Origin of the sequence: Lacticaseibacillus casei DSM 20011 = JCM 1134 = ATCC 393 (assembly GCF_000829055.1) — a bacterium.
Lineage (GTDB): Bacteria > Bacillota > Bacilli > Lactobacillales > Lactobacillaceae > Lacticaseibacillus > Lacticaseibacillus casei.
This window is the reverse complement of sequence record NZ_AP012544.1, coordinates 1-26,523: the sequence shown is the minus strand read 5'-3', so window position 1 is coordinate 26,523 and position 26,523 is coordinate 1. Positions and strand designations below refer to the sequence as shown.

General features: G+C 49.4%; 20 protein-coding genes and 2 pseudogenes. 5 read left to right on the top strand and 17 right to left on the bottom strand.

Annotation, left to right across the window (positions count from 1 at the left end; all coding sequences use genetic code 11):
* The first annotated feature begins 147 nt into the window (after window positions 1–147).
* The 4 genes from LBCZ_RS00115 to LBCZ_RS00095 all read left to right on the top strand — a co-directional run bounded on the left by LBCZ_RS00115 (window position 148) and on the right by LBCZ_RS00095 (window position 4,694).
* Window positions 148–1,200, top strand: coding sequence for an IS30 family transposase (locus tag LBCZ_RS00115; RefSeq protein ID WP_041084699.1), 1,053 nt, complete (start codon window positions 148–150; stop codon window positions 1,198–1,200).
* A gap of 155 nt (window positions 1,201–1,355) precedes the next feature.
* Entirely contained in the window at window positions 1,356–1,583 is a 228-nt protein-coding gene (locus tag LBCZ_RS00110; RefSeq protein ID WP_191995840.1) for a hypothetical protein, read from the top strand.
* A 908-nt stretch (window positions 1,584–2,491) separates the two neighbouring features.
* Window positions 2,492–3,565: an ammonium transporter gene (locus LBCZ_RS00100; protein WP_025013823.1), complete on the top strand. Its 1,074-nt coding sequence runs from the start codon at window positions 2,492–2,494 to the stop codon at window positions 3,563–3,565.
* A 19-nt stretch (window positions 3,566–3,584) separates the two neighbouring features.
* Window positions 3,585–4,694 (top strand): NAD(P)/FAD-dependent oxidoreductase, encoded by a 1,110-nt coding sequence (locus LBCZ_RS00095; protein ID WP_025013824.1) that lies wholly within the window; start codon window positions 3,585–3,587, stop codon window positions 4,692–4,694.
* A 194-nt stretch (window positions 4,695–4,888) separates the two neighbouring features.
* Here the strand turns inward: LBCZ_RS00095 and LBCZ_RS00090 are convergent, their stop codons facing one another.
* The 7 genes and pseudogenes from LBCZ_RS00090 to LBCZ_RS00060 form a co-directional block, all read right to left on the bottom strand.
* Window positions 4,889–6,145 carry a cell wall hydrolase P40 gene (locus LBCZ_RS00090; RefSeq protein ID WP_025013825.1) on the bottom strand — a complete coding sequence of 419 codons (1,257 nt, stop codon included), beginning with the start codon at window positions 6,143–6,145 and terminating at the stop codon, window positions 4,889–4,891.
* Window positions 6,146–6,347: 202 nt separating this feature from the next.
* Window positions 6,348–8,922 (bottom strand): annotated as a pseudogene (locus tag LBCZ_RS00085) (ABC transporter permease).
* 9 nt (window positions 8,923–8,931) lie between these two features.
* Entirely contained in the window at window positions 8,932–9,633 is a 702-nt protein-coding gene (locus tag LBCZ_RS00080) for an ABC transporter ATP-binding protein (protein ID WP_025013826.1), read from the bottom strand.
* A gap of 220 nt (window positions 9,634–9,853) precedes the next feature.
* Window positions 9,854–10,906, bottom strand: a complete 1,053-nt coding sequence (locus LBCZ_RS00075) for an IS30 family transposase (protein WP_010620018.1) — start codon at window positions 10,904–10,906, stop codon at window positions 9,854–9,856.
* A gap of 521 nt (window positions 10,907–11,427) precedes the next feature.
* The gene (locus LBCZ_RS00070) at window positions 11,428–11,622 is read right to left on the bottom strand and encodes a hypothetical protein (protein ID WP_010490250.1); all 195 of its coding nucleotides are present in this window, start codon (window positions 11,620–11,622) and stop codon (window positions 11,428–11,430) included.
* Window positions 11,623–11,764: 142 nt separating this feature from the next.
* Window positions 11,765–12,784: a cytochrome d ubiquinol oxidase subunit II gene (cydB, locus tag LBCZ_RS00065; RefSeq protein ID WP_039639770.1), complete on the bottom strand. Its 1,020-nt coding sequence runs from the start codon at window positions 12,782–12,784 to the stop codon at window positions 11,765–11,767.
* On the bottom strand, window positions 12,777–14,255 hold the full coding sequence (locus LBCZ_RS00060) for a cytochrome ubiquinol oxidase subunit I (protein WP_025013655.1): 1,479 nt from the start codon (window positions 14,253–14,255) through the stop codon (window positions 12,777–12,779). Before LBCZ_RS00060 ends, cydB begins: the two co-directional genes overlap by 8 nt.
* 357 nt (window positions 14,256–14,612) lie before the next feature.
* Here LBCZ_RS00060 and LBCZ_RS00055 point away from each other — a divergent pair, with 357 nt between their 5' ends.
* Window positions 14,613–15,119 carry a type 1 glutamine amidotransferase domain-containing protein gene (locus LBCZ_RS00055; protein ID WP_025013654.1) on the top strand — a complete coding sequence of 169 codons (507 nt, stop codon included), beginning with the start codon at window positions 14,613–14,615 and terminating at the stop codon, window positions 15,117–15,119.
* Between the two features lie 79 nt (window positions 15,120–15,198).
* On the opposite strand, the gene rpsR is transcribed toward LBCZ_RS00055, so the two are convergent.
* From rpsR to dnaA, 10 genes and pseudogenes are all read right to left on the bottom strand, one after another.
* Window positions 15,199–15,435 carry a 30S ribosomal protein S18 gene (gene rpsR / locus LBCZ_RS00050; protein WP_003568467.1) on the bottom strand — a complete coding sequence of 79 codons (237 nt, stop codon included), beginning with the start codon at window positions 15,433–15,435 and terminating at the stop codon, window positions 15,199–15,201.
* Window positions 15,436–15,524: 89 nt separating this feature from the next.
* Window positions 15,525–16,118, bottom strand: coding sequence for a single-stranded DNA-binding protein (ssb, locus tag LBCZ_RS00045; protein WP_025013653.1), 594 nt, complete (start codon window positions 16,116–16,118; stop codon window positions 15,525–15,527).
* 29 nt (window positions 16,119–16,147) lie between these two features.
* Window positions 16,148–16,444, bottom strand: coding sequence for a 30S ribosomal protein S6 (gene rpsF, locus LBCZ_RS00040; protein ID WP_010490297.1), 297 nt, complete (start codon window positions 16,442–16,444; stop codon window positions 16,148–16,150).
* Between the two features lie 126 nt (window positions 16,445–16,570).
* Window positions 16,571–16,949, bottom strand: a pseudogene (locus tag LBCZ_RS00035) (single-stranded DNA-binding protein).
* 171 nt (window positions 16,950–17,120) lie between these two features.
* Window positions 17,121–19,745, bottom strand: coding sequence for a DNA gyrase subunit A (gene gyrA, locus LBCZ_RS00030; RefSeq protein WP_039639773.1), 2,625 nt, complete (start codon window positions 19,743–19,745; stop codon window positions 17,121–17,123).
* 65 nt (window positions 19,746–19,810) lie between these two features.
* Window positions 19,811–21,772, bottom strand: coding sequence for a DNA topoisomerase (ATP-hydrolyzing) subunit B (gyrB, locus tag LBCZ_RS00025; RefSeq protein WP_025013652.1), 1,962 nt, complete (start codon window positions 21,770–21,772; stop codon window positions 19,811–19,813).
* Between the two features lie 41 nt (window positions 21,773–21,813).
* On the bottom strand, window positions 21,814–22,932 hold the full coding sequence (gene recF, locus LBCZ_RS00020) for a DNA replication/repair protein RecF (RefSeq protein ID WP_039639775.1): 1,119 nt from the start codon (window positions 22,930–22,932) through the stop codon (window positions 21,814–21,816).
* A complete protein-coding gene (gene yaaA / locus LBCZ_RS00015; RefSeq protein ID WP_025013651.1) occupies window positions 22,929–23,141 on the bottom strand; it encodes a S4 domain-containing protein YaaA in 213 nt (70 codons plus the stop codon). The genes recF and yaaA overlap by 4 nt, the downstream gene beginning before the upstream one ends.
* Window positions 23,142–23,860: 719 nt before the next feature.
* Complete coding sequence (gene dnaN, locus LBCZ_RS00010; RefSeq protein WP_039639777.1) at window positions 23,861–25,000, bottom strand: DNA polymerase III subunit beta; 1,140 nt, start codon at window positions 24,998–25,000, stop codon at window positions 23,861–23,863.
* A gap of 173 nt (window positions 25,001–25,173) precedes the next feature.
* Window positions 25,174–26,523, bottom strand: coding sequence for a chromosomal replication initiator protein DnaA (gene dnaA, locus LBCZ_RS00005; protein WP_025013650.1), 1,350 nt, complete (start codon window positions 26,521–26,523; stop codon window positions 25,174–25,176).

Here is a 26,523-nt window from a genome sequence, read left to right as displayed (position 1 = left end):
TTCATTTAACAACAGATTTTTTGTTCGCGCATTTTAGAATCAAGTTAGCCACTGTCTCAAAATTTTTTGGACAATAAAAAACATCAAGAACAGATATCCTGTATCATTGAAGTTCCTACACAAACAATGGAAGAGGATATTGTCTTGATGCAGAAACAGGATAGCACACACCGCCAAAAAGGTCAGCACTTAACATCACTCGAGCGCGGAAAAGTGGCCGGATTCCGCCAAGCTGGGAAGTCCAATCGTTGGATTGCTGCTGAAATTGGCGTCTGCCCGCAGACCATTAATAATGAAATCAAGCGAGGTACAGTAGATCAGGTCAAGAAGAGTAATGGCAAGCGCGTCTACCATCGACAATACCTGCCAGAGGCTGCTCAGGCACGTTACGAGACTGCACGCTTGAGCTGCCATCGTCCTGACAAGTTCGCCAGCGTACAGGTCTTCTTAGCCTGGTACGTACAGCGAGCTAAGCAGGACAAATGGTCGCCGGATGCTTCAATCGGCTATGCCAAGCGACACAAGCTGTTTACTCCTGAAGAGCTTGTTTGTGCCTCGACTTTGTACCAGCACATTGACGACCAACGCCTAGAGATTCGAAATATCGACCTGTTGGAGAAGACTAAGCGGAAGACCTCTCACCAGCACCACACCAAGGCTAAGCGCCTGGCTGGCCGCAGTATCGAGGAACGGCCTAAGGTCGTTGAACGATGCAGGCAGTTCGGTCACTGGGAGATGGATACCATTGTCGGTAAACGCAATGGCAAGGAGAGCGTCATCTTGACTCTGATTGAGCGCAAGACCCGTTGCCAACTTCTCCGCTTGATCGAAGGACGAGATGCAGACTCTGTGAGCTATGCATTGCGTGGAATCAAGCGCGAATGGGGAGCTTGCATCAAGACCATCACAGCCGACAACGGACCCGAGTTCACCGCCTTAAATACTGCTTTTGCTGGGACGGAAACTGAGATCTTCTACGCCCATCCTTACACGTCCTGCGACCGTGGCACCAACGAGGCACATAACCGGATGATCCGCCAGGACTTCCCTAAGGGCATGTCCCTAGATGACATTAGCCCTAGTCAAGTGCAGGCCACGCAAGACCGCTTGAATCAGTTGCCTCGCAAACAACAGGGCTACTGCACACCCCAGCAAAACTTTGAGGCCGAAGCTCGGCGCGTTCGCCGCATGGCCCAGTAGTCTCTCTAGCGCCACAACTTCTATTTGATAACGGCCTGTTCTGGGATTGTCCTCAACGACTGGCTAACTTGTTCTTGCAATTTACGATAAAATTGTCAATCATTTTAGTGAGAACTCCACGTGTAACTTGATCAAAAATAGAGAGGATAATTATAATGTCAACATTCAACACATTAGTTTCTTTGAACGAGGCACAACTTCAAAAAGTGGCTGGTGGCAAAGGCGGAAAATGCTCTGCTAAGGAGGCTAATAAAGCTATGCTATCAGGCTTTGCAAGCGGCGCTTTTGTAGGAGCATTTGGTGGACCGGCCAGTGCCTTAGGGGCTGGTGGAGCTTCTGGTCTTGGGGCAGGGATAGGTTACTGGGCAAGCTGCTGGATTTAATGCTACGTCATTAGTCAGCGGAATGTGTTGCAAATAAGAAACCAGGTCATTTCTTGGTTTTAAACAAAAAAGACACTGGATTTGAACCGGAGTCCAGTGTCTTTTTCGAACTTGAAGATAAATCGTACAAGGAGAAACCCCATGACACCAAAACCTAAATCTGTTCTGGGCGTTGCCGCAGTCTACGCCGTTGCGGTCTATTTGAACACAAATGTTAACACAAACCCTAACAATTGGTTCAATCCCGTTCTAATCTTGATTTGCTTGCTTCTTGGAACTGGTCTCGGTCTGGTCTATTATTTCTATTCGAAGAAATATAGATGAATTTCTGCTTGGGAAACGTGAAGTAAGAAGCAATGGTCTAAAAAAGACGCTGCTTATATTGTTTGGGGGCGCTATTTGGTATGGTTCTTAAGCTCATTTTTTGGTCAATTTGCTGCCTGATAAATGTCCTTTTCCGAATGTTAATCGGCGATACCTTCAGACAGGCAATGTTGAATATATTGACGATCATGCCACTTATTTGGGTTGTTAACACCGTAGGAGAAATAGCGGTTTGCCATTTCTCGAGAAAGGAACGTTTGTGACCAGGGATAACTGGGCCTAGCGCACACCATTTATTTTTGAAAACAGACTGGCAGCAGGGCGACACTTTTAGCAGAGGTGTCGTCTTTTTTTGCCAAAAATATCAGTTGACACCACTAACCAACAAATGATAAGGTAACAGTCGCTTCTTAATCGTAATGGTTACGTTTTAGAAAGCGAGGTAGGTAGCTTCAAAAATAGCTACGCATACTGACCGCATGTCTATAGGTAGAAGCGGTCATAGACAACTGAATAGCAAAGGGTCACTAACGCTTGCTCAGCCTGATTTTCAAGCTGATGAAAGTTTACAAGGGGGGTCATTTATGTTTGCACTTGTCTGTTTCCTGATCATGCTGCCGATGATCTTTAGCGTACCGTTGTTATACGTGGGTATGTTACCGCGCTCGCGGCAGCAGCCGGCACTTTTAACCATGAGCGTTGCGTTGATGGTGGCGATCGGCTGCTGGTTGGTGTTTGGTAATTACCTGGCATTTGGCACCAATCTGTTACAGATTAACCGTTTTGCGGATTTGCTGAATGGGTTGGTGCAGATGGATTTTTACTTATATGCGATCGCCATGTTGATCGGGACCGTTGTTGGCTTTAAACATGGCCGTTACTTGGTGATTTTTGTGCCGGTTTGGACGGCGTTGGTTTATTGCCCGCTGGCGCACTGGCTATGGTCGGATGGCGGTTGGTTGCAGCGACTGGGTGCACTGGATTTTTCCGGCGGTATTGTCGTGCATCTGACGGCGGGGCTGACCAGTCTTGTCTTGGCAAAGTCGTTGACCCGCAGTCGTGAGGCGGTTGTGGCGAATGATTTTCGTACGGATTACGCCGCAACGATCATGATACTGGTGGGCTGGTTGGGCTTTAATTTAGCGCCGGTGGGTGGCCTGAATGCCCAGGCTTTGCAGGTGCTGGTCAAAACGCTCATTGCGGTTTTGGCGGCGATTGCCGGATGGTGCTGGTTGACGTATTGGCGAACGCAATCGGTGAGCTTAGGTGACTTACTGAATGGCATTTTATGCGGATTGGTAACGAGTACGGCTTTGGTCGGCTATGTCGGTGCAGGCACCATGGCCGTGGTCGCCGTTGTTTCCGGCGGGCTATGTCAGACGGCGGTCGTGCAGATGCAACATGCTAAAAGATTCTACGATGCAGTTGATTCTTTTGCGATTAATGCTGTTGGCGGCCTGACTGGTGTTATCGGTCTGATGGTGGCGCGAATGGTGACGCGCCAGGATGGTGTCCGTTTCGCTGGCGTGGAGCTGTTGGCGGTCTTAGTGGCGGTCGGGTTGACCGTTGTCGGCACCATTTTGGCTCAGGCCGCGGCACATGTGAGTGAAACCGGCCTGAATCGATTAATGGTGCGTGATAGTAAGCGTCTGGAATGATGTAAGGAGAAATGAATATATGAATCAAATTACGATTATTGGTGGCGGAGCAGCCGGAATTGGCGTTGGCGTCATCTTGAAACAATTAGGCTGTCAGGAATTTCAGATTTTGGAGCAAGGTGAAATTGGCGAAAGTTTTCGCAACTGGCCAAAAGAAACCCGATTCATCACGCCATCATTTACCAGTAATGGTTTCGGCATGCCGGACTTAAATGCCGTTACCATGGAGACGTCGCCGGCATATACGCTGGGAACCGAACATCTTAGCGGGCCTCAGTTTACCGATTATTTGAAGCTGGTGGCAGAGACTTATACGTTACCGATTGCTGAACATACACGTGTTGGCGCCATTACGGCCAATGCCGACAGCTATACCATTGAGACTGATCACGGTGTCGTTGAAAGTAAATATTTGATTATGGCAGTCGGGCAATTTGCTTTTCCGAAGTTAACCGATCACCCTGAAAATGTCATTCACTATCAGCAGGTGCATTCCTGGCAGGATTTGCCAGGGGAAACCCAAATTGTCATCGGTGGCAATGAAAGCGGCGTGGATGCTGCGATCAATCTGGCCACGCTCGGGCATAAAGTTCTGATGATCACGGAATCGACCGGCTTAAACGCTGCTTCACCTGATCCCAGCATCCGCCTGGCTCCATACACCCGGCGCCGGTTCTTGGATTTGCCGCCAGCAGTTGCGGATCGGATCACCTTACAACAAAATGCAACCTTAAAAACGGTGACCAGCGATTCTCCATCACAGTATCAGCTGTGGTTTACCGACGGCCGGACCATCACGACGCCTTACAAACCGATCCTGTGTACGGGATTCAACCCGGGCCCGCTAAAATTATGGCCGGAACTTTTCGAAAGTGTTGATGGCGAGATTAAGTTAAGTGACGTTGATGAATCGATCCGCGCCAAAAACGTGTTTGTTGTCGGTCCGGACGTTCGCCACCAAGACGCGATTTTCTGCTATATCTACAAGTTCCGCCAACGGTTTGGCGTCATCGTGAATGAAATAGCCGAACGGGAAAATTGGGACATTGGCGATTTTGTAACGGTGAGTCGCGCCAACAGTTTCTATCTTGATGATTGTGACACATGCGATGTGGCGTGCGATTGCTAGGGTTTTAAACATCTAGACAGCCGCCGTGTCATTAACTGTTGTGCTGAATCCACGGCAGTTCTCATAGCAACCATAAAAAGAAGCCTCGGAATCTATGCACTTGCAAAGATTCCGAGGCTTCTTTTGGTTCCCGCGGTATTTTTAGGTTGGTATCCGAAAATGGGATCCCAAGACGTGATTAAGGGTGGGTAAAATTACCGGTGGATATAAGTGTAGCTGCTTGCGCCAGAGATGGTCTGGGTGTTCGGGCCGGTTGGTGAGCTGAAGCCCATGCCGCCTTGGGAAATGGTGACGCTGTCGCCGGAAACGGATTGAACGTAAGCAACGTGACCATATTGACCATCAGCAGTCCATTGGCCGCCAACTGATTGGCCAGCAGCGAAGACAATGATTGAGCCGGCTGCCGGTGTGTGGTTAACCGTGAAGCCTGCAGCTGCAGCGGAAGCGCCCCATTCAGCGCCGTTGCCCCAGCCATTGCCTGCCCATGAAGCGACAGACTTAACGTACCAGGTGCATTGACCCCAAGGATAAGTGTTGCCTGAAGTACTGTAATCAGCATGGCTGCCGCTACCTGAAGCGGTGGTGTTGCTGATGACGGATGATGAGGCACCGCTGTTGGAAGAGGTGCTGGTTGTGGAGAGGGTGCTTTGGCTTGAAGCAGCCTTAGTTGTTGAACTGCTGCTTTCGGCACTCTTGCTTGATGCAGAACCGGTTGATGCAGCGACCGTCTTCAAAGCAGCCTGGGTTGCCGCAGCGGTCTTTTCCTGTTCCTGTGCGAACTGGCTTTGCAAAGCAACTAATTCGTCACGGTGGTCATTGATTTGCTTGTTCAAGGCATCTTGCTTGTCGCTAGCTGTCTTTTGCAAGGTAACCAACTGAGACTTCTGGGTTTCAAGCGATGACTTGGTTGAAACCAACGTCTGACGCGCTGTTTCCTGTTGGTTCTTCAGTCCTGCCAGTTTGTCCTTGGCAACGGTCACAGCGTCCAGCGCTTCCTTGCTGGCTTGGCTGAGTTTGCCAACGGTCATGGTGCGGGCGATCAAGTCCGAAAGACTTTGTGAGTTCAACACGAAGTCGATGTAGACATTGCCGCTAACCGAGCTGCCAGCCTTCTTTTGAAGGGAAATCAGTTGGTCTTTCAAGTTGTTCTTCCGTGCCGTCACGTTCTTTTGGGCAGCCGTGATTTGGCCGCTCAATGATTTGATCTGGGCATCGGTTGCACTGATCTTGGCTGTGGCATCACTGATTTGCGAATTCTTATCGTCAATCTGTTTGTTAAGATTGATGACCTCAGTGTTGGCTGCTTCGATTTGTTTTAATAAATCGTTCGTTTCGCTTTTGTTAGAAGCGATGCTGGCACTTGTGTCAGCGAAAACCGGTGTTACGGCGCTGGCAGAACCTGCTAAGGTAACTGCGGCAACCAATGTAATCATAGCTTTATTGAATTTCATTTTGACCTCACCCTTAATTAATTAACTAAAGGCTACTTTACCGTGTCAATGTTACGTCACCATTACAGAATTGTTAGGAGTTGTTCTCAATCTTCATCTGGCGGTCAAATTTACGTGATTTTAGGTTTTTATTCGGCAGTTTTGGTGAATTTTGGATGAAAAAAAGCAGCCGCGCGCTGCGACTGCATGACAAAATTGTAAGTTATTCGTTGGATTTAAGGGCCTCGACCATGTCAACCCGCTGAAGGCGCCGGTGGGTGAGCCAAGTGACAATGGCGGTGAACCCGATCATCAGCAGCGTGGCAGTGAGGTAGCCGGTGAAACTGATGGTCAGTGGGAAAACGACGTCGGCAGTTTCTGCCTGTTGCAAAATATACGCCGTTAAAAGGTTACCTAACCCATAGCCGAATAGAATCCCGACAATGGTCTGCACGATGCTTTCGCGACTGATGTACATGGTGACTTCACGATCGAAGAACCCCAGCACCTTGATCGTGGACAACTCCCGAATGCGTTCGGAAACGTTGATATTGTTCAGGTTGTACAGGACCACGAAGGATAAAACGGCACTCAAGAGAATGAAGATCAGGACAATCGGATCGAGCATGCTGCTCATATTGTTCAGCGTCTTTTTCGCCGTTGTGGTGAAGCTGATGCCGACAATCGCATGGTGGTTCAGAAGACGCTTGGCTAGCCGATCGTTTTGCTTAGTGGTTTGCGGTCGTAAGCGGACGAGCAAAGCGTTGGGCGTTGTGTGCTGACCGGCAAGCTGCCGATAGCTGGCATTTGCGAGATAGGCGAAATGCCCGACATAGTTTTTGGCGATACCTTTAATCTTAAAGCTATGTTTCTTGCCATCCGTTGTGGTGATTTTTAAGCGATCGCCAGTCCCGACTTTAAGTGATTTGGCCACTTTGCTGGTAATAACGATGCCGGAGTGTGGCAGCGTCAGTTTTTGGTTGGTTTTGGTTGAGCGAAGACTGACGTAGGGCTCGAGGGTGGTGCCGCTTGATGGGGCAAAAAGATTAACGTCACTGATTTGGTGGCCATTGGCGCTAAGTTTACCAACTGCACTGCTGACAGTACCAGCGCTGCGATAGGCGTTACTTTTCTTCAAGACGGTGCGCGCTGCCGCAGGGGTTTTGCCATCCGCCAAACGCGCAATCGCTTGGTAATGCACCACATCGTCGTATTGCAAGGTGCCCGTGGCGGTGATGGAATCCTTGATACCAAAGCCGGTGAGAATCAAGGCCGTTCCGCCGGCAATGCCAAGAATGGTCATGATGAGCCGTGATTTATACCGGAACAGGTTGCGGTAACTGACTTTTTGATTAAACGAAAGCCGTGACCATAACGGGGTGATCCGTTCAAGTAAAATGCGTTTGGCGGATTTAGGGGCCCGCGGACGCATCAAGGCTGCTGGTTTTTCGGTTAATTCGTTTCGGACAACGATGATGGCGGCGCCTAACGTGGCAATTAAGGCTAGCCCGATCGACAAGGCGATGAGCGGCCATTGCAGCGTCACGATTTGTTTGAGCGGGATGTAGTTTTTATACAAACTCAAAACGATCCGCGGAATGCTGAGATTGCCGGCAAAAACGCCGATGATTCCGCCAAACAACCCGGCCAGCGCCGCATAAGCAAGGTAATTCCGGGCAATGGCCCATTTACCGTAGCCGAGTGCTTTAAACGTGCCGATTTGCGCGCGGGCTTCTTCAACCATGCGGCTAACGGTTGTAAAGGTGATGAGGGCAGCCACGAGGAAAAAGAATACCGGGAACACGTTGGCAATTGCGGCAATTCGATCCGCTGATCCGCCGTAGTCACCGAATCCTGGCAGGTCGCTCCGCGTTTGCCAAGTGAGGCTGGTTGTCAGTTGCTTCTGCGCACGGGTGTCGGCTTGTTTTTTCAAAGTCGCTTGTTGCTTTTGAACAGCTGCCTGCGCAGTGGTGGCAGCGGCACTGGCCGGCATGCCGGCCGCAGTCGCCTGGGCAGTGGCCTTTTGAGTGGCCGCCTGCACAATTTTGGCTTCGATCATGGTTTGCAAATCTTTTTGTGCCTGGACTTTGACGCGGTGTTTGACTTGTTTCATTTTGGCGGCAACCGCATCTTTGTAAAATGAACTGAACGTGTCGCGCTTTTGTAATCCCGGGAAGCGGATGTTCAATTGCGAGGCGAGAGGCATGTTCATTTGCTGATCAGGGATATAGGCAAAATACCGTACCGTGCCATCCCCGATATTTGCGGATCCGCGGCTGGTGTCTTCAATGTAGGCCGGCGAGTCCGCGAAGCCAGTGATCGTGTAGGTTCGCCGGTTGAGACCGCTGCTGCGGGCGAAGGTGTAATGTTGTCCTAGTTTGTAGCCGCTTTTTTTGGCGACTGAATCTAGCACGATTTCGTTATGGTGGGTCGGCAAGTGGCCGCTGGTCAGGTGGAGGCGATTAATCGTGGCCGTTTTTCGGTAGTCATACAAGGCGACGACATCGCTGGCCTTTCCACCAATTGCGTATTTGAACTTGACGGCTTCTGCCTGAGTGCCGCTAACCGATTGGTGCTGCCTTGACCTGGGCTTTGGTGACGCCAGTGGTTGCCAGGAGCTGGCTGTCAGCGAGATGATCGGCTTTAACGGTCGTGTTCAAGGAGTCCTTGAGCGCTGGCCCGGTCGCTTTGACCCCGACAAATAAAAGAACGCCAAGCATAATGATGATAACAATTGCGATGAATCGGCCCAATGAATCGCGAATGTTTCGCCAAAGATTTTTTGTTAATGGTTTCAAACTGATCACCTACCACTCAATGTCTGCGACTGGCGTTGGTGCGGCTTCGTCATGAATGCTGCGGACCTGCGCATCATTGATTTCGATCACCCGATCAGCCATTTTGGCAATCGCAGCGTTGTGGGTGATGATCAAAACGGTTTTATGATCTTTGCGGCTGGCATCCTGTAACAGTTGCAGCACTTGCTTGCCGGTCTTGTAATCCAGCGCGCCAGTTGGTTCGTCACACAGCAGCAGCTTCGGATTCTTCGCCAAGGCGCGGGCAATGGCCACCCGCTGCTGCTCGCCGCCGGAAAGCTGCGAAGGAAAATTGTCCAGCCGCGCGCCTAAACCAACTTGCTGCAACACTGTGGTCGGATCCAACGCATCCTTCACAATGGACCCAGCCAGCTCAACGTTTTGCTTAGTCGTCAGGTTCGGGATTAGATTGTAAAATTGAAAAACAAAACCGACATTGTGCCGCCGAAAAGCCGTGAGTTGCTTATCGGAAAACGTCGCAATGTCAGTCCCGTCAATCCAGACCTCCCCTTCTGTGGGCGAATCCATCCCGCCTAAAATATTCAGCAGCGTCGACTTGCCCGCACCGCTGGGGCCAAGGATGACCGTCAGCTTGCCTTGATCCGCGGTAAAGTTGATATCCTGATTGGCGGTAATGGTGGTTTCACCCATTTTGTAACGTTTGGATTCATGTTTGACTTGGATATATGCCAATATTAAAAAACCTCCTACAATCGCATTGAGCTGAGTATGTGCCGCTGGTCTGCTCATAAATTCAACACGTTGTTCATTTAATGACATTATGTTAGATTAAAAGTGTTCGTTCAAGCACAGAAACAAAAAATCTGCGTAAATTGCAAGAACAAGTTAGCCAGTCGTTGAGGACAATCCCAGAACAGGCCGTTATCAAATAGAAGTTGTGGCGCTAGAGAGACTACTGGGCCATGCGGCGAACGCGCCGAGCTTCGGCCTCAAAGTTTTGCTGGGGTGTGCAGTAGCCCTGTTGTTTGCGAGGCAACTGATTCAAGCGGTCTTGCGTGGCCTGCACTTGACTAGGGCTAATGTCATCTAGGGACATGCCCTTAGGGAAGTCCTGGCGGATCATCCGGTTATGTGCCTCGTTGGTGCCACGGTCGCAGGACGTGTAAGGATGGGCGTAGAAGATCTCAGTTTCCGTCCCAGCAAAAGCAGTATTTAAGGCGGTGAACTCGGGTCCGTTGTCGGCTGTGATGGTCTTGATGCAAGCTCCCCATTCGCGCTTGATTCCACGCAATGCATAGCTCACAGAGTCTGCATCTCGTCCTTCGATCAAGCGGAGAAGTTGGCAACGGGTCTTGCGCTCAATCAGAGTCAAGATGACGCTCTCCTTGCCATTGCGTTTACCGACAATGGTATCCATCTCCCAGTGACCGAACTGCCTGCGTCGTTCAACGACCTTAGGCCGTTCCTCGATACTGCGGCCAGCCAGGCGCTTAGCCTTGGTGTGGTGCTGGTGAGAGGTCTTCCGCTTAGTCTTCTCCAACAGGTCGATATTTCGAATCTCTAGGCGTTGGTCGTCAATGTACTGGTACAAAGTCGAGGCACAAACAAGCTCTTCAGGAGTAAACAGCTTGTGTCGCTTGGCATAGCCGATTGAAGCATCCGGCGACCATTTGTCCTGCTTAGCTCGCTGTACGTACCAGGCTAAGAAGACCTGTACGCTGGCGAACTTGTCAGGACGATGGCAGCTCAAGCGTGCAGTCTCGTAACGTGCCTGAGCAGCCTCTGGCAGGTATTGTCGATGGTAGACGCGCTTGCCATTACTCTTCTTGACCTGATCTACTGTACCTCGCTTGATTTCATTATTAATGGTCTGCGGGCAGACGCCAATTTCAGCAGCAATCCAACGATTGGACTTCCCAGCTTGGCGGAATCCGGCCACTTTTCCGCGCTCGAGTGATGTTAAGTGCTGACCTTTTTGGCGGTGTGTGCTATCCTGTTTCTGCATCAAGACAATATCCTCTTCCATTGTTTGTGTAGGAACTTCAATGATACAGGATATCTGTTCTTGATGTTTTTTATTGTCCAAAAAATTTTGAGACAGTGGCTAACTTGATTCTAAAATGCGCGTTGACAATTTTATACATTTTGGGGAAACTCTCAATTTTTTGCAAAGTCGACTTTACTTTTTTAGTATAACCACAGATTAAAATCTTTTGTCATAAAAAAAATAAACGTCGACTTTTGGCCAATTAACGTCGTTTTTCTCAATATTTTTGACTCAAATGAACCTTTTTACGACATCAGCACCTATACTAAGGCAAAATCTTAGACTTTACTCTTGGTCGAAATCATTCAACCTTAAAAACTTGTAGCTACTATATCTGAATAAACAGCTCACGTCGTCTGATGATAAACTCAATAAGCATCTCGGCATCCCGCACCTTACATCAAAAAAAGACACTCGAATTCGCACATACATAACTGCGTGAACCTCAAGCGTCCTTTTGACTATTCAAAATTTAATTCTCAAGCCTTCTGCCGGCCATATCCCTTCAAGGTTGCCCGAATCGCAAATCCCAAAGCGATGAGCGCAATGGTGTACAAAGCGACATTGCCGTAAAACTTACTGATCGGGTTCCAGAATACCGGCCAGAAGACTTGGTAGAGCCAGAAGCCAACGACTAGCAGGCCCCAGAAAATATTGATCCAGATTTTTTTCATAGTACACACTCCCTTTTGCTGAGCGTGAGCTGGCGCGTTCAGGAGCCGGAGTATAAGTGGCCTTGGGCGAGATGGTCGGGCTTTGACCATTGCGACCAAGGTTCTTATACACAGGCTCCTGCGCCAGCGAACGCGTTATAGCCTAAATCATTGGCGATGCCGGTGCGTTGTAATACTTATTGATCAGGTGATAGGCGGTTGCCTGTAAGCCGACCATCAAGATGATCGTGAAGCCAAACAGCCATGCAGTCCAAAGTAGTGAAACCGGGCCGCTGGTTGCGGTTAAGGCGGTGACTGAGGTGCCTCGCGCCCGACCGACAATCAGCGTTGGAAAGACGCCGAGGAAAATGGTGTAAATGAAGCTGGCCATCGTGCCAACACTGAGCCAGAACGTCACACGCGGATGGTGGTTGGCAATGGACCAAGTCTCAACCCCAAGGAACGCAACCAACAAGATCAGCAGTAACGAGACGATGACTGGCCGATTGGTGAAAAACCGGGTATAGAACGGCAACAGGGCGGCAAACAGGACAACCGCCGCATAAAGTGCCCAGGTTGTGCGTTTCAGTGCCACGGTTAGTTGCTCAGCAACATTGGCACTGACTTTTTTGATCACCCGGGTCAAGCCGACATTAAGACTCAGCAAGACCGCTAAAATACCGCCTAAGATGCTGAACGGTGTCAGGATGTCACCCATGCTGGCATAGACAAACCCGTTACGAATCGGCACGCCGCTGACCGTGGAGCTAAAGACGATGCCGAGCAGGAACGGTGGCATCAGACTGCCGATAAACAACGCCCAGTCCCAGAACTGATTATAGTGTCGGCTATGCCATTGATTGCGATAATCAAACGCGACGCCGCGGAAAATCAAGAAGAACAGCATCAGGAAAATCAACGGATAATAGCCCGAGGTCAATGCCGAATACCAGCCAGGATAAGCAGCAAACATGACGGCAAATGCGGTAACAGCCCAAGTTTCATTGCCGCCCCACACCGGCCCGGTTACTTTCATAATCTGTTGACGCCGCGACAAATCATCGCCCACAAAGAACGTTGCCATTCCCGCACCAAAATCGGCGCCATCAAGGACGAAGAACAACATCAGCTCGGTAGAAATGATGCCGAGGAAAATGACTTGCAAATTGGAAAGACTAGGCATGGCTGAACGCCTCCTTTGCAAACGGATCTGGAATGGTCCGGTCTTCCGGATAATCACCGGTAATCTGTGGCAAGCCACGGGTGACGGTACGATGCGAGATATAAATCATGGTGCTTACCAAGAAGACGTCGGCAATGAAGAACAAGGCAAGACTCGTACCCGCCTCGGTCGCCGTCAAACTTGGCGAAACCGCATCATACTGTGTCAGCAAGCCGTAGACAACAAACGGATAGCGACCGACTTCAGCAACAATCCAGCCTGAAGTAAACGTCAGGTACGGAAGCCATAACGTCCAGCCCAACGTCCGCAGCGTCTTTGGATGCTCCTCAATCGTTGACTCACGCCGATGCAGCATAATTGTTGCAAACAACGCGAACATGGTGAAGAAGTAGCCTGCATAAACCATCAGATGCATGGTCCAGAACAGCAGCGTTACTGGCGGATAGTAATTCATCTGGCCGTCATAGGATTTGGCAACGGTCTTATCAAACTTTGCATGATACATTTTGGCCACTTGATTCATGCCAGGCATCGCACCGGTAAACGTGTTTTTACCAAAATACGTGCCCATGTTCGGAATCGAAATAGCTTTGGTCGTGTGATCCTTTTCATTGATCAGCGCCGCCATTGCCCAAGGCGCACCGGTTGTGGCACTCCCTTCCAAATCATAGCGTCCTTCAATTGCCGTGAACTTCATCGGCTGCAGTGCGGCAGTTGCGGCACCTTGATCGTCACCTTGTGCAGGCTGTAGGAAGGCCGCTGGCAACGCGATCAGTAAGCCGATTTGAACGGCAATTTTAAACGCTGCCGTATCGCGCTTATGCAGAATCTGCCAGGCCGAGATGCCGGCTGTCACAAACCCGCCGGTGATCAGAATTGCAAATAAAACGTGTAAAAATTCCGGCCGGTACTGTGGATTCTGTAACAACGTAATCAAACTGTCCAAACGGGCACGGCCATTTTCCAAGTGGAAGCCATAAGGATTTTGCATAAAGGCATTAATCGCAATAATCCAAACGACGGAAAACAGTGATGCCCCCAACATCCCAACGCCTAGCCAAGCGTGGGCGCGTTTTGGCAATTTACCCCAAGTAAACCGCCACAAACCGATGATAGTCAATTCAATGAAGAACGAAATCATACTTTCAATGGCTAACGGTACACCAGAAACATCGCCCATCAAGCGGGTAAAGGCCGACCAGTTCATGCCGAATTGAAATTCCATAATCAAACCGGTCACAACCCCGGTACCAAAACTGAAGAAGAAGATGCGGCTAAAGAATAGCGTTAAACGGCCGTATTTTTCAGTGTCGCCCCGACCATAGGCATATAAAAATTCAAAAATCATGGTCGTCAGCAACATCCCGATGGTGGTTGTCACAAATAGAAAGTGCGTAATGGCGGTCACCGCAAACTGCATTCGCGATAAGTTCGTGACAGCCAACAGGATCGCGGCTAATGTGAGCCCCATTTTGATCACCTCTGATAATCAAACCCCTGATATAAGTTCGTTTTGCTCTTCTGATCATCGTCATTGTAAAACAAAATCAAAATTTTATATAACGATAAGCTTGTGATTTTGTTCGCATTAGCTAACGTTAACATAAGTTACTAGTCAGCGGGTTAGCACGCCTCCGTTTGTTTGCCAAAATAACGAGGGACTGCTGTTAATATGACTCTGATACGGCCGCTCATTTTCTTGAAACTTATAGAGTTGTTCATCCATAATCCTGGATAGTTCACACAAAATTAGGATTTTAATCCTTTGCATCAACACTTTTAAACCGTTAAACTAGAATAGTAATACATGCTGAAAGGGGCTTTTAAAATGGCAAAAATTGCTGTTCTGGTTACCGATAACTTCGAGGATGCGGAATTAACCTCACCCGTCAAAGCGTTAAAGGATCAGGGCCATGACGTCACTTTGATTGAAACGCAAGCTGGGAAGCAAATTACCGGTAAACATGGCGCAACGGCAACGATCGACACCACGATTACCGATGTCAAACCGGATGATTTTGACGGCTTACTGCTTCCAGGCGGCTTTTCGCCAGATGAACTTCGGGCTGACGATCGCTTTGTTAATTTCGTCAAAGCCTTCCTGTTGGCCGACAAGCCAGTCTTTGCGATCTGCCACGGGCCGCAATTCTTCATCCAGACAGGCTTGACCAAGGGCCGCACCATGACCGCCTACACAACGGTTCGCCCGGATCTTTACTATGCAGGGGCCATCGTTAAAAATGAACCGGTCGTCGTTGATCATAACTTGGTGACAAGCCGGACACCTGATGACTTGCCGGAATTCAATAAGGCAATGTTGGCGCAATTAAAGTAATTAACGGTGCTGACTGACGAGCACAAAAAAAGGATGTTTCTGCCGCGATTAGCAGAAACATCCTTTTTAAATACCGATATTAGTCTTCCGAAACAAACGGCAGAAGACCCATAATCCGCGCTCGCTTGATTGCGATCGTCAGCTTACGTTGGTTCTTAGCGCTGGTGCCGGTTACCCGACGTGGCAAAATCTTGCCTCGTTCTGAGATAAACCGATCCAACAAGTTCGTGTCTTTATAATCGATGTATTCGATGTGGTTAGCGGCGATGAAGTCGACTTTACGACGACGACGGCCACCACGGCGTTGTTGTGCCATGAGAATTCCTCCTTCTCTATCAAAGATTCCAAGTCGACATTGCTTCCTTACGAACCAATGTCTTCGCTAAGCATGACCCTAGTCACACATTAGAATGGCAGATCATCATCGGAAATATCGATCGGTTTACCATTATTGGCAAAAGGATCGGGATTAGCAGTATTGCCATTGTTGCCTTGGCTTTGACCTGCTGCCGGGTTTTGGCCCGGATTCGATGATGGTGCATTGTTCGGGGCGCTTTGGGAACCAAAGCTAGGTGGGTTTTGCGGCTGCTGGTTATTACCAAACTGCTGCCCACCGCCATAATTCTGGTTGCCTTGGCCAGCGGGATTCGCAGGTTCGGACGGCCGTTGTTGTGTCGTTGCCCGTGATTCCAGCAATGCAAAGTTCTCAACGACGACTTCGGTCACATAGACTTTCTGCCCTTGCGCATTATCGTAAGAACGCGTCTGAATGTGTCCTTCAATCCCGACCAGTGAGCCTTTCTTGGTGAAGTTTGCGAAATTCTCCGCTGACTTACGCCAGATCACACAATTGATAAAGTCGGTTTCCCGTTCACCGTTTGCACTGCGGAACTGGCGATCAACGGCCAAAGTGAATGAACCGACAGCTGTACCGCTTTGCGTATAGCGCAAGTCAACATCTCTGGTTAAACGACCTGTCAATGCAACACTGTTAAGCATGCCGTAGCGCCCCTTTCAAAAAGTTACAATTAGTCTTCTCGCTTCACGATCATGTGACGCAGAATATCATTATTAATCTTGGCAAGACGGTCAAATTCATTGATCGCTTTGTCATCTTCTGCGGACAAGTTCACGATATGATAGAGACCTTCGTTATACTTGTTGATCTCATATGCGAGCTTACGCTTTTGCCAATCCTTGGAATCAATGATGCTGGCACCATTTTCCTTCAAAATATTGTCAAAACGTTCAACCAAATCAGTCTTTGCAGCATCGTCTAAATCAGGACGAATGATGTAAGTTACTTCATACTTGGTTTCAGCCATGACGATTCACCTCCTTATGGACTTTAGGCCCCGGTCGTTTGCCGGAGCAAGGAGTAATAAGGCTACAAAAATAGCCGGATACTCACGAAGTAAAATTGTAGCATAGATTCGCTCCGAATACTACTGCTAAAATGGTAAATCATCCGTAGCCAGCTCCGGTGAGGCTGACGGATCACCTGCTGGCATCCCATCAGTGCCGGTTGCCTGCAATGTGCCGGTCCACCGACGTCCGCCACCGCTGTTCACCTTGTTTATTTTCAAAATGATTGTTACTGATGCGCCCGGCAACGCCAATGAGCGACCCTTTCGTTGTTGAGCTGGCAAACGTCAACGCCCGTTTGCCAAAAATCACGCACTCGATAAAATCCGTTTCGCGTTGTCCGGTTTTGTTCTTAAAAACCCGATCCACAGCCAGCGTAAAGCGAACCAGATCCAAATCAGCTGCTGTTTTAAACACCTCTGGTTCCTTCGTCAGCCGACCCGTCAAACTCACACAATTTAGCATATGCCACCCTCCATCTCATCGCGCTATTTTCGCTGTCGGCTATACATTACGCAAAAAGTTTTGCACTTGATGGCATGTTCCCTTATTTTTGCAACAAAAATAAAATACCGCTCAATTCACCCATCATCCGGGCAGGATTGAACGGTATTCCTCACAATGACTCAGGCGTGTTTAGTCCTCGTCATCGCTATTAGCATCAGATGCAGGCTGATCGGTCTCAGCGCGATCCAGCAGTTTGTTGACCTGCTCGTCGGCATTGCCTGCGTATTGTCCGTCAGCTGGTTGCTGCTTTGAATCAGGATCAGTCGGTCCGGCTTGTGGATCGGTTGGCTGGTCTGGCTTGTTGTCATCTTCCGGATCATCGGTTTCCGGTTCAACCTTAGCCATCGTTGCGACCTTGGCATCATCGTCTACCCGAATTAACCGGACACCCAGCGTTGCGCGGCCTGTCTGCGAGACGCTTTGGATATTGAAGCGAATCATGACGCCAGAATCGGTCATGACCAGAATATCCTCAGTCCCGTCAACGGTCGTCACACCGGCAAGTGGGCCGTTCTTTTCAGTAATGTTAGCAGTCTTGATACCTTTACCGCCACGGCCCTTGATTGGGTATTCCTTCGCGGCAGTGCGCTTCCCGTAACCCTTTTCGGAAATCACGAAGACTTCGGAATCCGGTTTGAGAATGTCGGAGCCGACAACGTAATCATGGTCACGCAGGCGAATGCCGCGTACCCCTGTGGCTGATCGACCCATCGAGCGCACATCCTGTTCCTTGAAGGCCACACTGTAACCCAGATGTGTGCCGATCAGGATATTATCCTGACCTGATGTCAAAATGACATTATTGAGCTCGTCATGATCTTTCAGATTCAACGCGATCAGGCCATTGCTGCGAATGTTGGCAAATTCTTTGACCGGCGTGCGTTTAACGACACCATTTTGCGTGACGAAGAATAGGTACCGGTCATCTTTTTGACCTTCGTGGACATTGATGACGGTTTGAATCTTTTCGCCAGCGCCGACACCAAGCAGGTTGATGATCGGAATGCCTTTTGCCGTCCGGCTGTATTCCGGAATTTCGTAGCCTTTACTACGATAGACCTTCCCTTTGTTGGTGAAGAATAGCAGCACGTCATGGGTCGAGGTTGAGATCAGACGTTCAACAAAGTCGTCATCATGAACGTTCATGCCTTGAATCCCGCGGCCGCCACGATTTTGCGCCTTAAACTCGCTGGTTGCCAGGCGTTTGACGTAACCGTTATGACTCAACGTGATCACGACATCTTCCTGTTCAATCAGATCTTCGTCTTCAAGGCTCAATACTTCGCCGACCAACAACTCTGTCCGCCGCTTGTCGCCGAATTTCTTTTGAATATCCAGCAATTCATCGTAAATGATCTGGTGAACCCGTTCAGGTTTGGCAAGAATATCGGTGTAATCCGCAATTGCTGCTTCAACATCTTTATATTCGTTTTCAACCTTGTCACGTTCCAGACCGGTCAAGCGAACCAGCCGCATGTCCAAAATGGCTTGGCTTTGTTTGTCGGACAAATTGAACTTGTCCATCAAGATGACTTTGGCCTTGTCTCCGGTTTCGGAACTGCGGATGATCGTGATGATTTCGTCAATATGATCAAGCGCAATCCGCAAGCCTTCGAGAATGTGCTCGCGGGCCTTGGCTTTCTTCAGTTCATATTGTGTCCGCCGGCGAATGACATTTTCCTGATGATCCAGGTAATATTGTAGGATCTGTTTTAAGCTCAGCAGCTTCGGCGCACCGTTGACAATCGCGACCATGTTAAATGAAAAACCGGTCTGCAACGGTGTTAGCTTGTACAGATTGTTCAGGATCACCGAAGCACTGGCATCCCGCCGGACATCAATGACGATCCGCATCCCGTCACGGTCAGATTCATCCCGCAACGTGACAATGCCATCAATCTTCTTTTCGTGAACCAGATCGGCAATCCGTTCCACCATTTTGGCCTTATTGACCATGTACGGAATTTCCGTAATGACGATTCGTTCGCGGCCGGATTTTTCGGTCTGAACATCGACTTTCCCACGCAGCACAATGGTTCCGCGGCCGGTTTCATACGCATGGCGAATGCCCGACTTGCCCATGACCACGCCGCCTGTCGGAAAATCAGGTCCCGGCAGCGCCTGCATTAAGTCAGCCGTAGTCGCGTCCGGATTGTCCATCAGCACGTGCAAAGCGGAAATGGTTTCGGACAGATTATGCGGGGGAATATTGGTGGTCATCCCGACCGCAATACCGGTAGCGCCGTTCACCAGTAAGTTTGGGAACCGTGCCGGCAAAACAACCGGCTCTTTTTCGGTGCCATCATAGTTGTCCTGAAAATCAATCGTGTCTTTATTGATATCGCGCAACATTTCAACGGCGATTTTACTCATTCGGGCTTCGGTATACCGCATCGCAGCGGCACCGTCACCGTCGACCGACCCAAAATTCCCGTGGCCATCAACCAGCATATATCGGTAGCTGAAATCCTGCGCCATCCGCACGAGTCCTTCATAAATCGAGCTGTCACCATGCGGATGGTATTTCCCCATGACATCCCCGACAATCCGCGCACTCTTCTTATACGGTTTATCCGGCGTCACTCCGAGTTCATTCATGCCATACAGAATCCGGCGTTGAACCGGCTTGAGGCCATCGCGGACGTCAGGCAAGGCCCGCGCCACAATGACACTCATCGCGTATTCAAGGAATGATTTACGCATTGTTTCGCCGAGATTCACATTCGTAATCCGGCTTTCTTGGCGATCATCCATTAAGCGAAAAGTCTCCTCTCAAAAGTTCTCATATCCGACCGGTTTGCTATCCGTCAATCGGTCAATTACACATCAATATTATTCGGGTCAACGAAGACCGCGTTTTCTTCAATGAATTTCCGCCGCGGTTCAACATGGTCGCCCATCAGCATTTCAAAAATGCCATCGGCTTCTTCCGCGTCTTTTGGCGATACCCGTAACAGGCGCCGCGTATCCGGATCCATGGTTGTCTCCCAGAGCTGACTGGCATCCATTTCACCCAGCCCTTTGTACCGTTGAATATCCGGCTTCGGACTTGGCGGCAGTTGCCCGAGAATATCCTGCAACTCTTCATCGGAATCGATGTAACGCATCATCTTACCCTGCCGCAAGCGATACAACGGCGGCTGCGCGATATAAACGTAGCCGGCATCAAGCACTGGCCGCATGTAGCGATAAATCAACGTCAGCAACAAGGTGCGGATATGCGCCCCATCGACATCGGCATCGGTCATGATAATCAGCTTGTGATACCGCGCTTTGCTGATGTCAAAATCCTGACCGAATCCGGTGCCCATCGCAGTAAACAGCGTGCGGATTTCTTCATTGGCCAAAATCCGTTCCATCGACGCCTTTTCAACATTCAGGATCTTCCCGCGAATCGGTAAGATCGCCTGTGTCAAGCGGCTACGGCCGGATTTAGCCGAGCCACCGGCGGAATCCCCTTCGACAATGAACAATTCCGAGATTTCCGGATCCTTACTGGTATTGTCCGCCAGTTTGCCGGGCAAGTTAGAGATTTCCAAGCCACTCTTCTTGCGGGTGACTTCACGGGCGCGTTTGGCAGCGAGACGGGCTTTGCTGGCAAGCATGGCTTTATCAATGATCAACTTGCCATCAGCCGGGTGTTCCATCAGAAACTTGTTAAAATGATCGGAAAATGTCCGGTCCACCACCGTCCGCGCATCCGAGTTGCCCAGCTTGGTCTTGGTCTGGCCTTCAAACTGCGGATCAGGGTGCTTGACTGAGACAACTGCCGTTAATCCTTCGCGAACATCGTCACCGCTAAGTGGATCATCGCTGTCCTTCAATGCTCCGGAACGCCGGGCATAATCGTTGATGACGCGGGTCAGCGCCGTTTTAAACCCGGTTTCATGCGTCCCGCCTTCATAGGTGTGGATATTATTGGCGAATGTCAGCAAGGTGCTGTGATAGTCGTTGGTGTATTGCAACGCCACTTCTACCGTGATGCCCTTATCCTGACCTTCCACATAAATCGGCTCTTGCAGCAGGTTTTCCTTTTTCTCCGTCAAAAAGTCGACGTAGGATTTCAGCCCGCCTTCATAGTGAAAGACCAGCTTCTCGTGAGTTGCTGCGCGTTTATCGGTAAACGTCAGCTTAAGGCCCTTATTCAGGAACGCTAACTCGCGAATCCGGGTGGTCAGCACTTTATCATCAAACGTCGTTGTTTCGGTGAAAATATCCGGATCTGGCAGGAAATGAACTTTGGTCCCGTGTTCATGTTCCGGCGCAGTGCCGATCACCTTCATTGGGGTATTAACCTTACCGCGAACAAAATCAATGTAATACCGCTTGCCGCCGCGACTAACCGTCACGTCCAGATTCGTCGACAAGGCGTTGACAACAGAAGCGCCGACACCGTGCAACCCGCCGGACACCTTATACCCGCCACCGCCGAATTTACCGCCGGCATGCAAAACCGTATAAACGGTCTCCAGTGCCGGCCGACCGGTTTTCGCCTGAATATCGACCGGAATCCCGCGACCATTATCTGTCACGGTGACACTATTGTCCGGATTGACTTCGACTTCGATTTGAGTCGCAAACCCGGCCAACGTTTCATCAATCCCGTTATCGATAATTTCCCAAACCAAATGATGCAGGCCTTGGCTGCTTGTGGAGCCAATATACATCCCTGGCCGCTTCCGAACCGCTTCCAGACCTGAAAGCACTTGAATTTGACTGGCATCATATTCTGCTGCCAGCTCTTCTTTCTTCTCTTCGGCCGATTCTTTCTTGTCCCTCACTGGTTATCCTCCTTAAAAACACGTTTCCCGACACAGCAAACCTACGCTTGTTTAGACAAAACCCCATCCTGCGCCCGGAAAATAGCTGGTGCCGTGATGATTTCTTTTTGAATGCCATCCAGACTGGTAGTCGTCAGAAACGTCTGGACTTTGCTCTGGATGGCTTTAAGCAAGTGCGTCTGGCGCATCGCATCAAGTTCAGACAAAACGTCGTCCAGCAACAAAACCGGATACTCGCCAGTCTGATCTTTCATTAAATCGATTTCTGCCAACTTGACCGCCAAAGCCGTGGTACGCTGCTGTCCCTGACTACCAAAATCGGCAACATTCTTGTCATTCACAATGAAGGCAACATCATCGCGGTGCGGCCCGACTAGGCTGGTTCCCTGTTCGATTTCGCGTGCTTGCTGCTTCGCAAACAACGCACCCAACGCCGCATATGCCGCCTCACTATTTTGTTGCGCCTCCGCATCAACCTGGGTCTGGTACGAAAAGCGCAACATTTCGCGTCCTTTGGTAATATCCTGCTGAACCGCCGCAGCATAGCCCGACATGGTTTGCAATAACTCGGCACGCGCGGTAATCAACTCGGCCCCAAAGGCAGCTAACGAATCCGTCAAAACATCCAAATACACAAGATTTTTGGCCTGATGGTACTTTAGCTGCTTTAAGTAGGCGTTGCGCTGCTTGAGGAACGTTTTGTATTGGCTCAGGTTATAGAGATATTTCGAGCTCATCTGGCCAAACTCCATGTCGATAAATCGACGCCGGCCAGCCGGGCTTCCCTTAACGATCGCCAAGTCCTCAGGGGCAAACAAAATGACATTGAAATGTCCTAAGTATTGCGACAGTTTCGATTGTTCGATCCGATCAATTCGGGCCCGTTTGCCTTGATGACTGATGACAAGCTCCAACTGATGGGTGCCGCTCTGCCGGGAAATCCGTCCGGAAACCCGCGCAAAATCGCTGCCAAACCGAATTAAATCTTTGTCACTATTGGTTCGGTGGCTGCGGGCCAATGCCAAGACGTAAATCGCTTCAAGCAAGTTGGTCTTGCCTTGCGCATTCTCGCCTATCAGGACATTGATTTCCGGAGAAAAATCCGTATCGACGGTGGCATAATTGCGATAATTCTTTAATGTCAAATGGTCCAGCTTCATGCGCTCACGATCACATAAGTCTGACCGGCAACTTCAATCTGATCATCCGGATATAATTTCCGGCCACGACGGTTTTCGGCTTCACCGTTAACGGTTACCGGATTCTCGCCTAGATACCACTTAGCTGCACCACCGCTATCAATGAGACCGGCTTCTTTCAGAAACTGACCCAATGTCAAAAATGCGGTCGTGATTTTGATGGTTGTCATCGTCGTCGCCCTCCAATCCGAAAAGTACCGGCAAATCGCATCAAATCGCGCTTTGCCGCAGATGAACACATAACAATTATACCCTTTTGTACATTAAAAAACAATTCTAAACGGGCATTTAAGCGGCTCTGAGCCAATTTAACACCAAGACGCCCACCTAGACTAAAAACCCTTAAAAAGCCCAAAAACAGCCAAATTTTCAATTCTACTGTTTTTAGCCTAGCCTAAAGCCATTTTTAAGGATGCTTAGTTATGGAGGGCTTGTTTATAAATGACGTAATGGCGGTGAACTTTGCTGAAAAAAGAGGATGAAGCATAATTTTGTACGAACGTTAACAGATTAGTAAATTCCGAACGATTAAAAAGTTTTAGGCAATAAGTTTCTTGCCGCGCCAAACTCCGCAATCTCCGGCCAGAGGGGGCTGGAACGCTGTGGGCACGACTTTGAGCCTCAGCAAAGCCCGCTGAGTCTCAAAGCTAGGCCTTGTACTACGCCGGGAAGATCGCCCGGCTAGTACAATTTCACAGCTGAGCCCCCTCTGGCCTACGATTGCTCCGCCTTGGCACTCATATCTAAAATAATTCCACCGGACTACCTCAGGAAAATAAAAAAGCGAACATACCCTCTAATCACTGCAGAGTATGTTCGTCCTTTATTGTGGCTATGAATTATGACTCAGCCTCTTTATGCTCGGTACTTATAGTTGCTCCGTCGCGCTTTAGAACGTCCGCACTGGCGTAATAAGTTGGATGAACTTTTCCTTGTCTTCCGTCGGTACCAAGGTGAATGGGCGCAACGGGGCGGTGAAGTCAACTTCGATGGCGGTTTGGCCAAAGCCTTGGAGCGCGTCCTTCATGTAGTCAGGATTGAAGGAGATTTCGAGATCCTCGCCGGTCAACTTATTAAAGGTAAGGACTTCTTCGACATTCCCGACATCAGGCGAATTGCCGTAAATCGTGGCTTTTTGATCCGCAATGTTGAGCACTAACCGAACCACGTTATTGCTGCTTGCGTGACTCAGCAAGCTAGCACGCTGAATGGATGCCAACAGGACCGGCGCGTCGAATTCGACTTGCGTATTGCTCGACGTTGGAATCAGGCGGCTCGTATCCGGGTAATTGCCTTCAAGCAACCGGGAATAAAAGGCGGTTTGACCGAAAACGAACAAAACCTGATTTTCGGCAATCCGGATTTCGATTTTTTCGACATCCTCGCTCAGCATCCGACTCAATTCGGTGAGGCTCTTACCGGGAATAATGATGTCGTAATTGGTGGTACTTGCACTCGGCAATGTCAGGGTTCGTTGCGCTAACCGATGCGAATCAGTCGCAACAGCCACCAACTGATCGCCCATAATCGTGAAATGCACACCCGTCAAAATCGGTCGGCTTTCTTGATTAGAAACGGCGATAACTGTTTGATTGATCAACTGGCGCAGCACTTCAGCTGGGACGGTCAACGCTTCATCAGCGGTAATTTCCGGTAACCGGGGATAGTTATTAGCGTCCATGCCGTTAATCGTAAATTCGGAAGCACCAGAGGTAATGACGGTTTGGAAATTATCTTTGACTTCCAAGGTCATTTTGTCTTCCGGCAACCGCTTGACGATTTCACTAAAGAAACGTGCAGGCAACACGATTTCTCCGGTGCTATCGATTTGAAGATCGTTGTTCTCATCAGCAATATTGATACGTGATTCGATCGAAATATCGGCATCACTACCGGTGAGTACCAGTCCCGTATCAGTGAGGACGATTTTTAAACCAGTCAGGATCGGAATCGTGGTTTTGGTTGAAATAGCCCGGGCAACGTCATTCAAGGTTTTCAAGAATGTGGATCGGGTAATCGTAAATTTCATAAGAGCCTCCCGTACGTTTATTTATATATATAATATAAAGCTTTTTAAGTAATAGTAATAGGCCGTGTTCAAACTGTGGAAAACTTTGAGAAACAACAGCCGGAAAAGTTATGCACCTGTGGATAAGTGTAAGGGACAAACCGGGTGGGTTTTCGCAGTTGTCCACAAGTGGATTATCCGCGATTTTTAAGAATATTTCGCAGTTCGACGACTTGGGCTTTAAGATCTTCATTCGTCGTCATTGCCGACATAATTTTTTCGTGCGCGTGGATGACCGTGGTGTGATCTTTACCGCCAATTTCCTGGCCGATTTTCGGCAAACTATTATCGGTCATTTCTCGCGCCAGATACATCGCGATCTGGCGGGGAATCACAATTTGCTTGACCCGTTTCTTACCTTTTAGATCCTGCACGGTGACCTGAAAATGCTTGGCGACAGCGTCCAGTATCTGCGCAATGGTCAGTTGCCCGCTGCGATCATCGAGTTTGAGCGCCTTTAACGCATCGGCGGCCAGGCTGGTCGTGATATCTTCATTTTTCATAGTAGAAAAAGCCTGGACACGCACCAAAGCCCCTTCCAAATCACGCACGTTACTTTCAATTTGGCCGGCAATGTAAGAAAGCGTGTCATCAGGAATGCTGAGATCTTCGGCATCGGCTTTATTGCGCAAGATGGCAATGCGGGTTTCGAGATCAGGCGGCGTCACGTCAACGGACAAGCCTTTGTTAAACCGCGACACCAGCCGCTCCTGCAGCTTAGGAATTTCGTTTGGCAGGCGATCGCTTGTGAGTACGATCTGCTTCATATTTTCGTACAGCGTGTTAAACGTATGGAAGAATTCTTCCTGCGTGGCTTCTTTGTCACCAAAAAACTGGATATCATCAACCAACAGCAGGTCAACATTGCGATACTCCTGACGAAATTGCTCCTGCTGCTTGGTTTGAATCGAGTTAATGAAGTCGTTGGCAAAATTCTCGCTGGTGACATATTTAATGTTAGCGGCTGGATTATTTTCCAAAACCAGGTTACCGATAGCCTGCATCAAGTGCGTCTTGCCCAAACCGACGCCACCATAAATAAACAGCGGATTATACGTCGTGCCGGGAGCTTCGGCAACCGCTAACGTCGCGGCATGCGCCATTTGGTTGCCTTTGCCGATCACGAACCGGTCAAACGTGTATTTCGGATTGAGATGCGTTTTCGCCTTAAAAGTTAGTTGTTGATCATCATCATCGGCAGTCGCTGGTTGCTGGTGCGTCGTGACCGGCTGTAACTCGTCTTTGGTCATGATCACCGGATCGACTTCCAGCTGGGCAAATTCATAGACCCCTTCCACGACTTTGGTGACCAGATTTTTCTCCCAGTAAGCCTTATGCAACGATGCCGGGACTTCGATTTCGAGTTTATCTTTGGTCAATTTAACGGGTTTGGCTGTTTGAATCCATGTGCTGTAGCCGACTGGGGTCAACTCTTCACGGAATTTATCATTCAGGTAAGCCCAAAGCTCCTCTAAATTGGGCAT

What these genes read in the sequence shown, in the direction of transcription:
- LBCZ_RS00115 (WP_041084699.1), top strand. Translation starts at nt 148, where the DNA reads ATGCAGAAACAGGATAGCACACACCGCCAAAAAGGTCAGCACTTAACA.
- LBCZ_RS00110 (WP_191995840.1), top strand. Translation starts at nt 1,356, where the DNA reads ATGTCAACATTCAACACATTAGTTTCTTTGAACGAGGCACAACTTCAA.
- LBCZ_RS00100 (WP_025013823.1), top strand. Translation starts at nt 2,492, where the DNA reads ATGTTTGCACTTGTCTGTTTCCTGATCATGCTGCCGATGATCTTTAGC.
- LBCZ_RS00095 (WP_025013824.1), top strand. Translation starts at nt 3,585, where the DNA reads ATGAATCAAATTACGATTATTGGTGGCGGAGCAGCCGGAATTGGCGTT.
- LBCZ_RS00090 (WP_025013825.1), bottom strand. Translation starts at nt 6,145, where the DNA reads ATGAAATTCAATAAAGCTATGATTACATTGGTTGCCGCAGTTACCTTA.
- LBCZ_RS00075 (WP_010620018.1), bottom strand. Translation starts at nt 10,906, where the DNA reads ATGCAGAAACAGGATAGCACACACCGCCAAAAAGGTCAGCACTTAACA.
- LBCZ_RS00070 (WP_010490250.1), bottom strand. Translation starts at nt 11,622, where the DNA reads ATGAAAAAAATCTGGATCAATATTTTCTGGGGCCTGCTAGTCGTTGGC.
- cydB (WP_039639770.1), bottom strand. Translation starts at nt 12,784, where the DNA reads ATGCCTAGTCTTTCCAATTTGCAAGTCATTTTCCTCGGCATCATTTCT.
- LBCZ_RS00060 (WP_025013655.1), bottom strand. Translation starts at nt 14,255, where the DNA reads ATGGGGCTCACATTAGCCGCGATCCTGTTGGCTGTCACGAACTTATCG.
- LBCZ_RS00055 (WP_025013654.1), top strand. Translation starts at nt 14,613, where the DNA reads ATGGCAAAAATTGCTGTTCTGGTTACCGATAACTTCGAGGATGCGGAA.
- rpsR (WP_003568467.1), bottom strand. Translation starts at nt 15,435, where the DNA reads ATGGCACAACAACGCCGTGGTGGCCGTCGTCGTCGTAAAGTCGACTTC.
- ssb (WP_025013653.1), bottom strand. Translation starts at nt 16,118, where the DNA reads ATGCTTAACAGTGTTGCATTGACAGGTCGTTTAACCAGAGATGTTGAC.
- rpsF (WP_010490297.1), bottom strand. Translation starts at nt 16,444, where the DNA reads ATGGCTGAAACCAAGTATGAAGTAACTTACATCATTCGTCCTGATTTA.
- gyrA (WP_039639773.1), bottom strand. Translation starts at nt 19,745, where the DNA reads ATGGATGATCGCCAAGAAAGCCGGATTACGAATGTGAATCTCGGCGAA.
- recF (WP_039639775.1), bottom strand. Translation starts at nt 22,932, where the DNA reads ATGAAGCTGGACCATTTGACATTAAAGAATTATCGCAATTATGCCACC.
- yaaA (WP_025013651.1), bottom strand. Translation starts at nt 23,141, where the DNA reads ATGACAACCATCAAAATCACGACCGCATTTTTGACATTGGGTCAGTTT.
- dnaN (WP_039639777.1), bottom strand. Translation starts at nt 25,000, where the DNA reads ATGAAATTTACGATTACCCGATCCACATTCTTGAAAACCTTGAATGAC.
- dnaA (WP_025013650.1), bottom strand. Translation starts at nt 26,523, where the DNA reads ATGCCCAATTTAGAGGAGCTTTGGGCTTACCTGAATGATAAATTCCGT.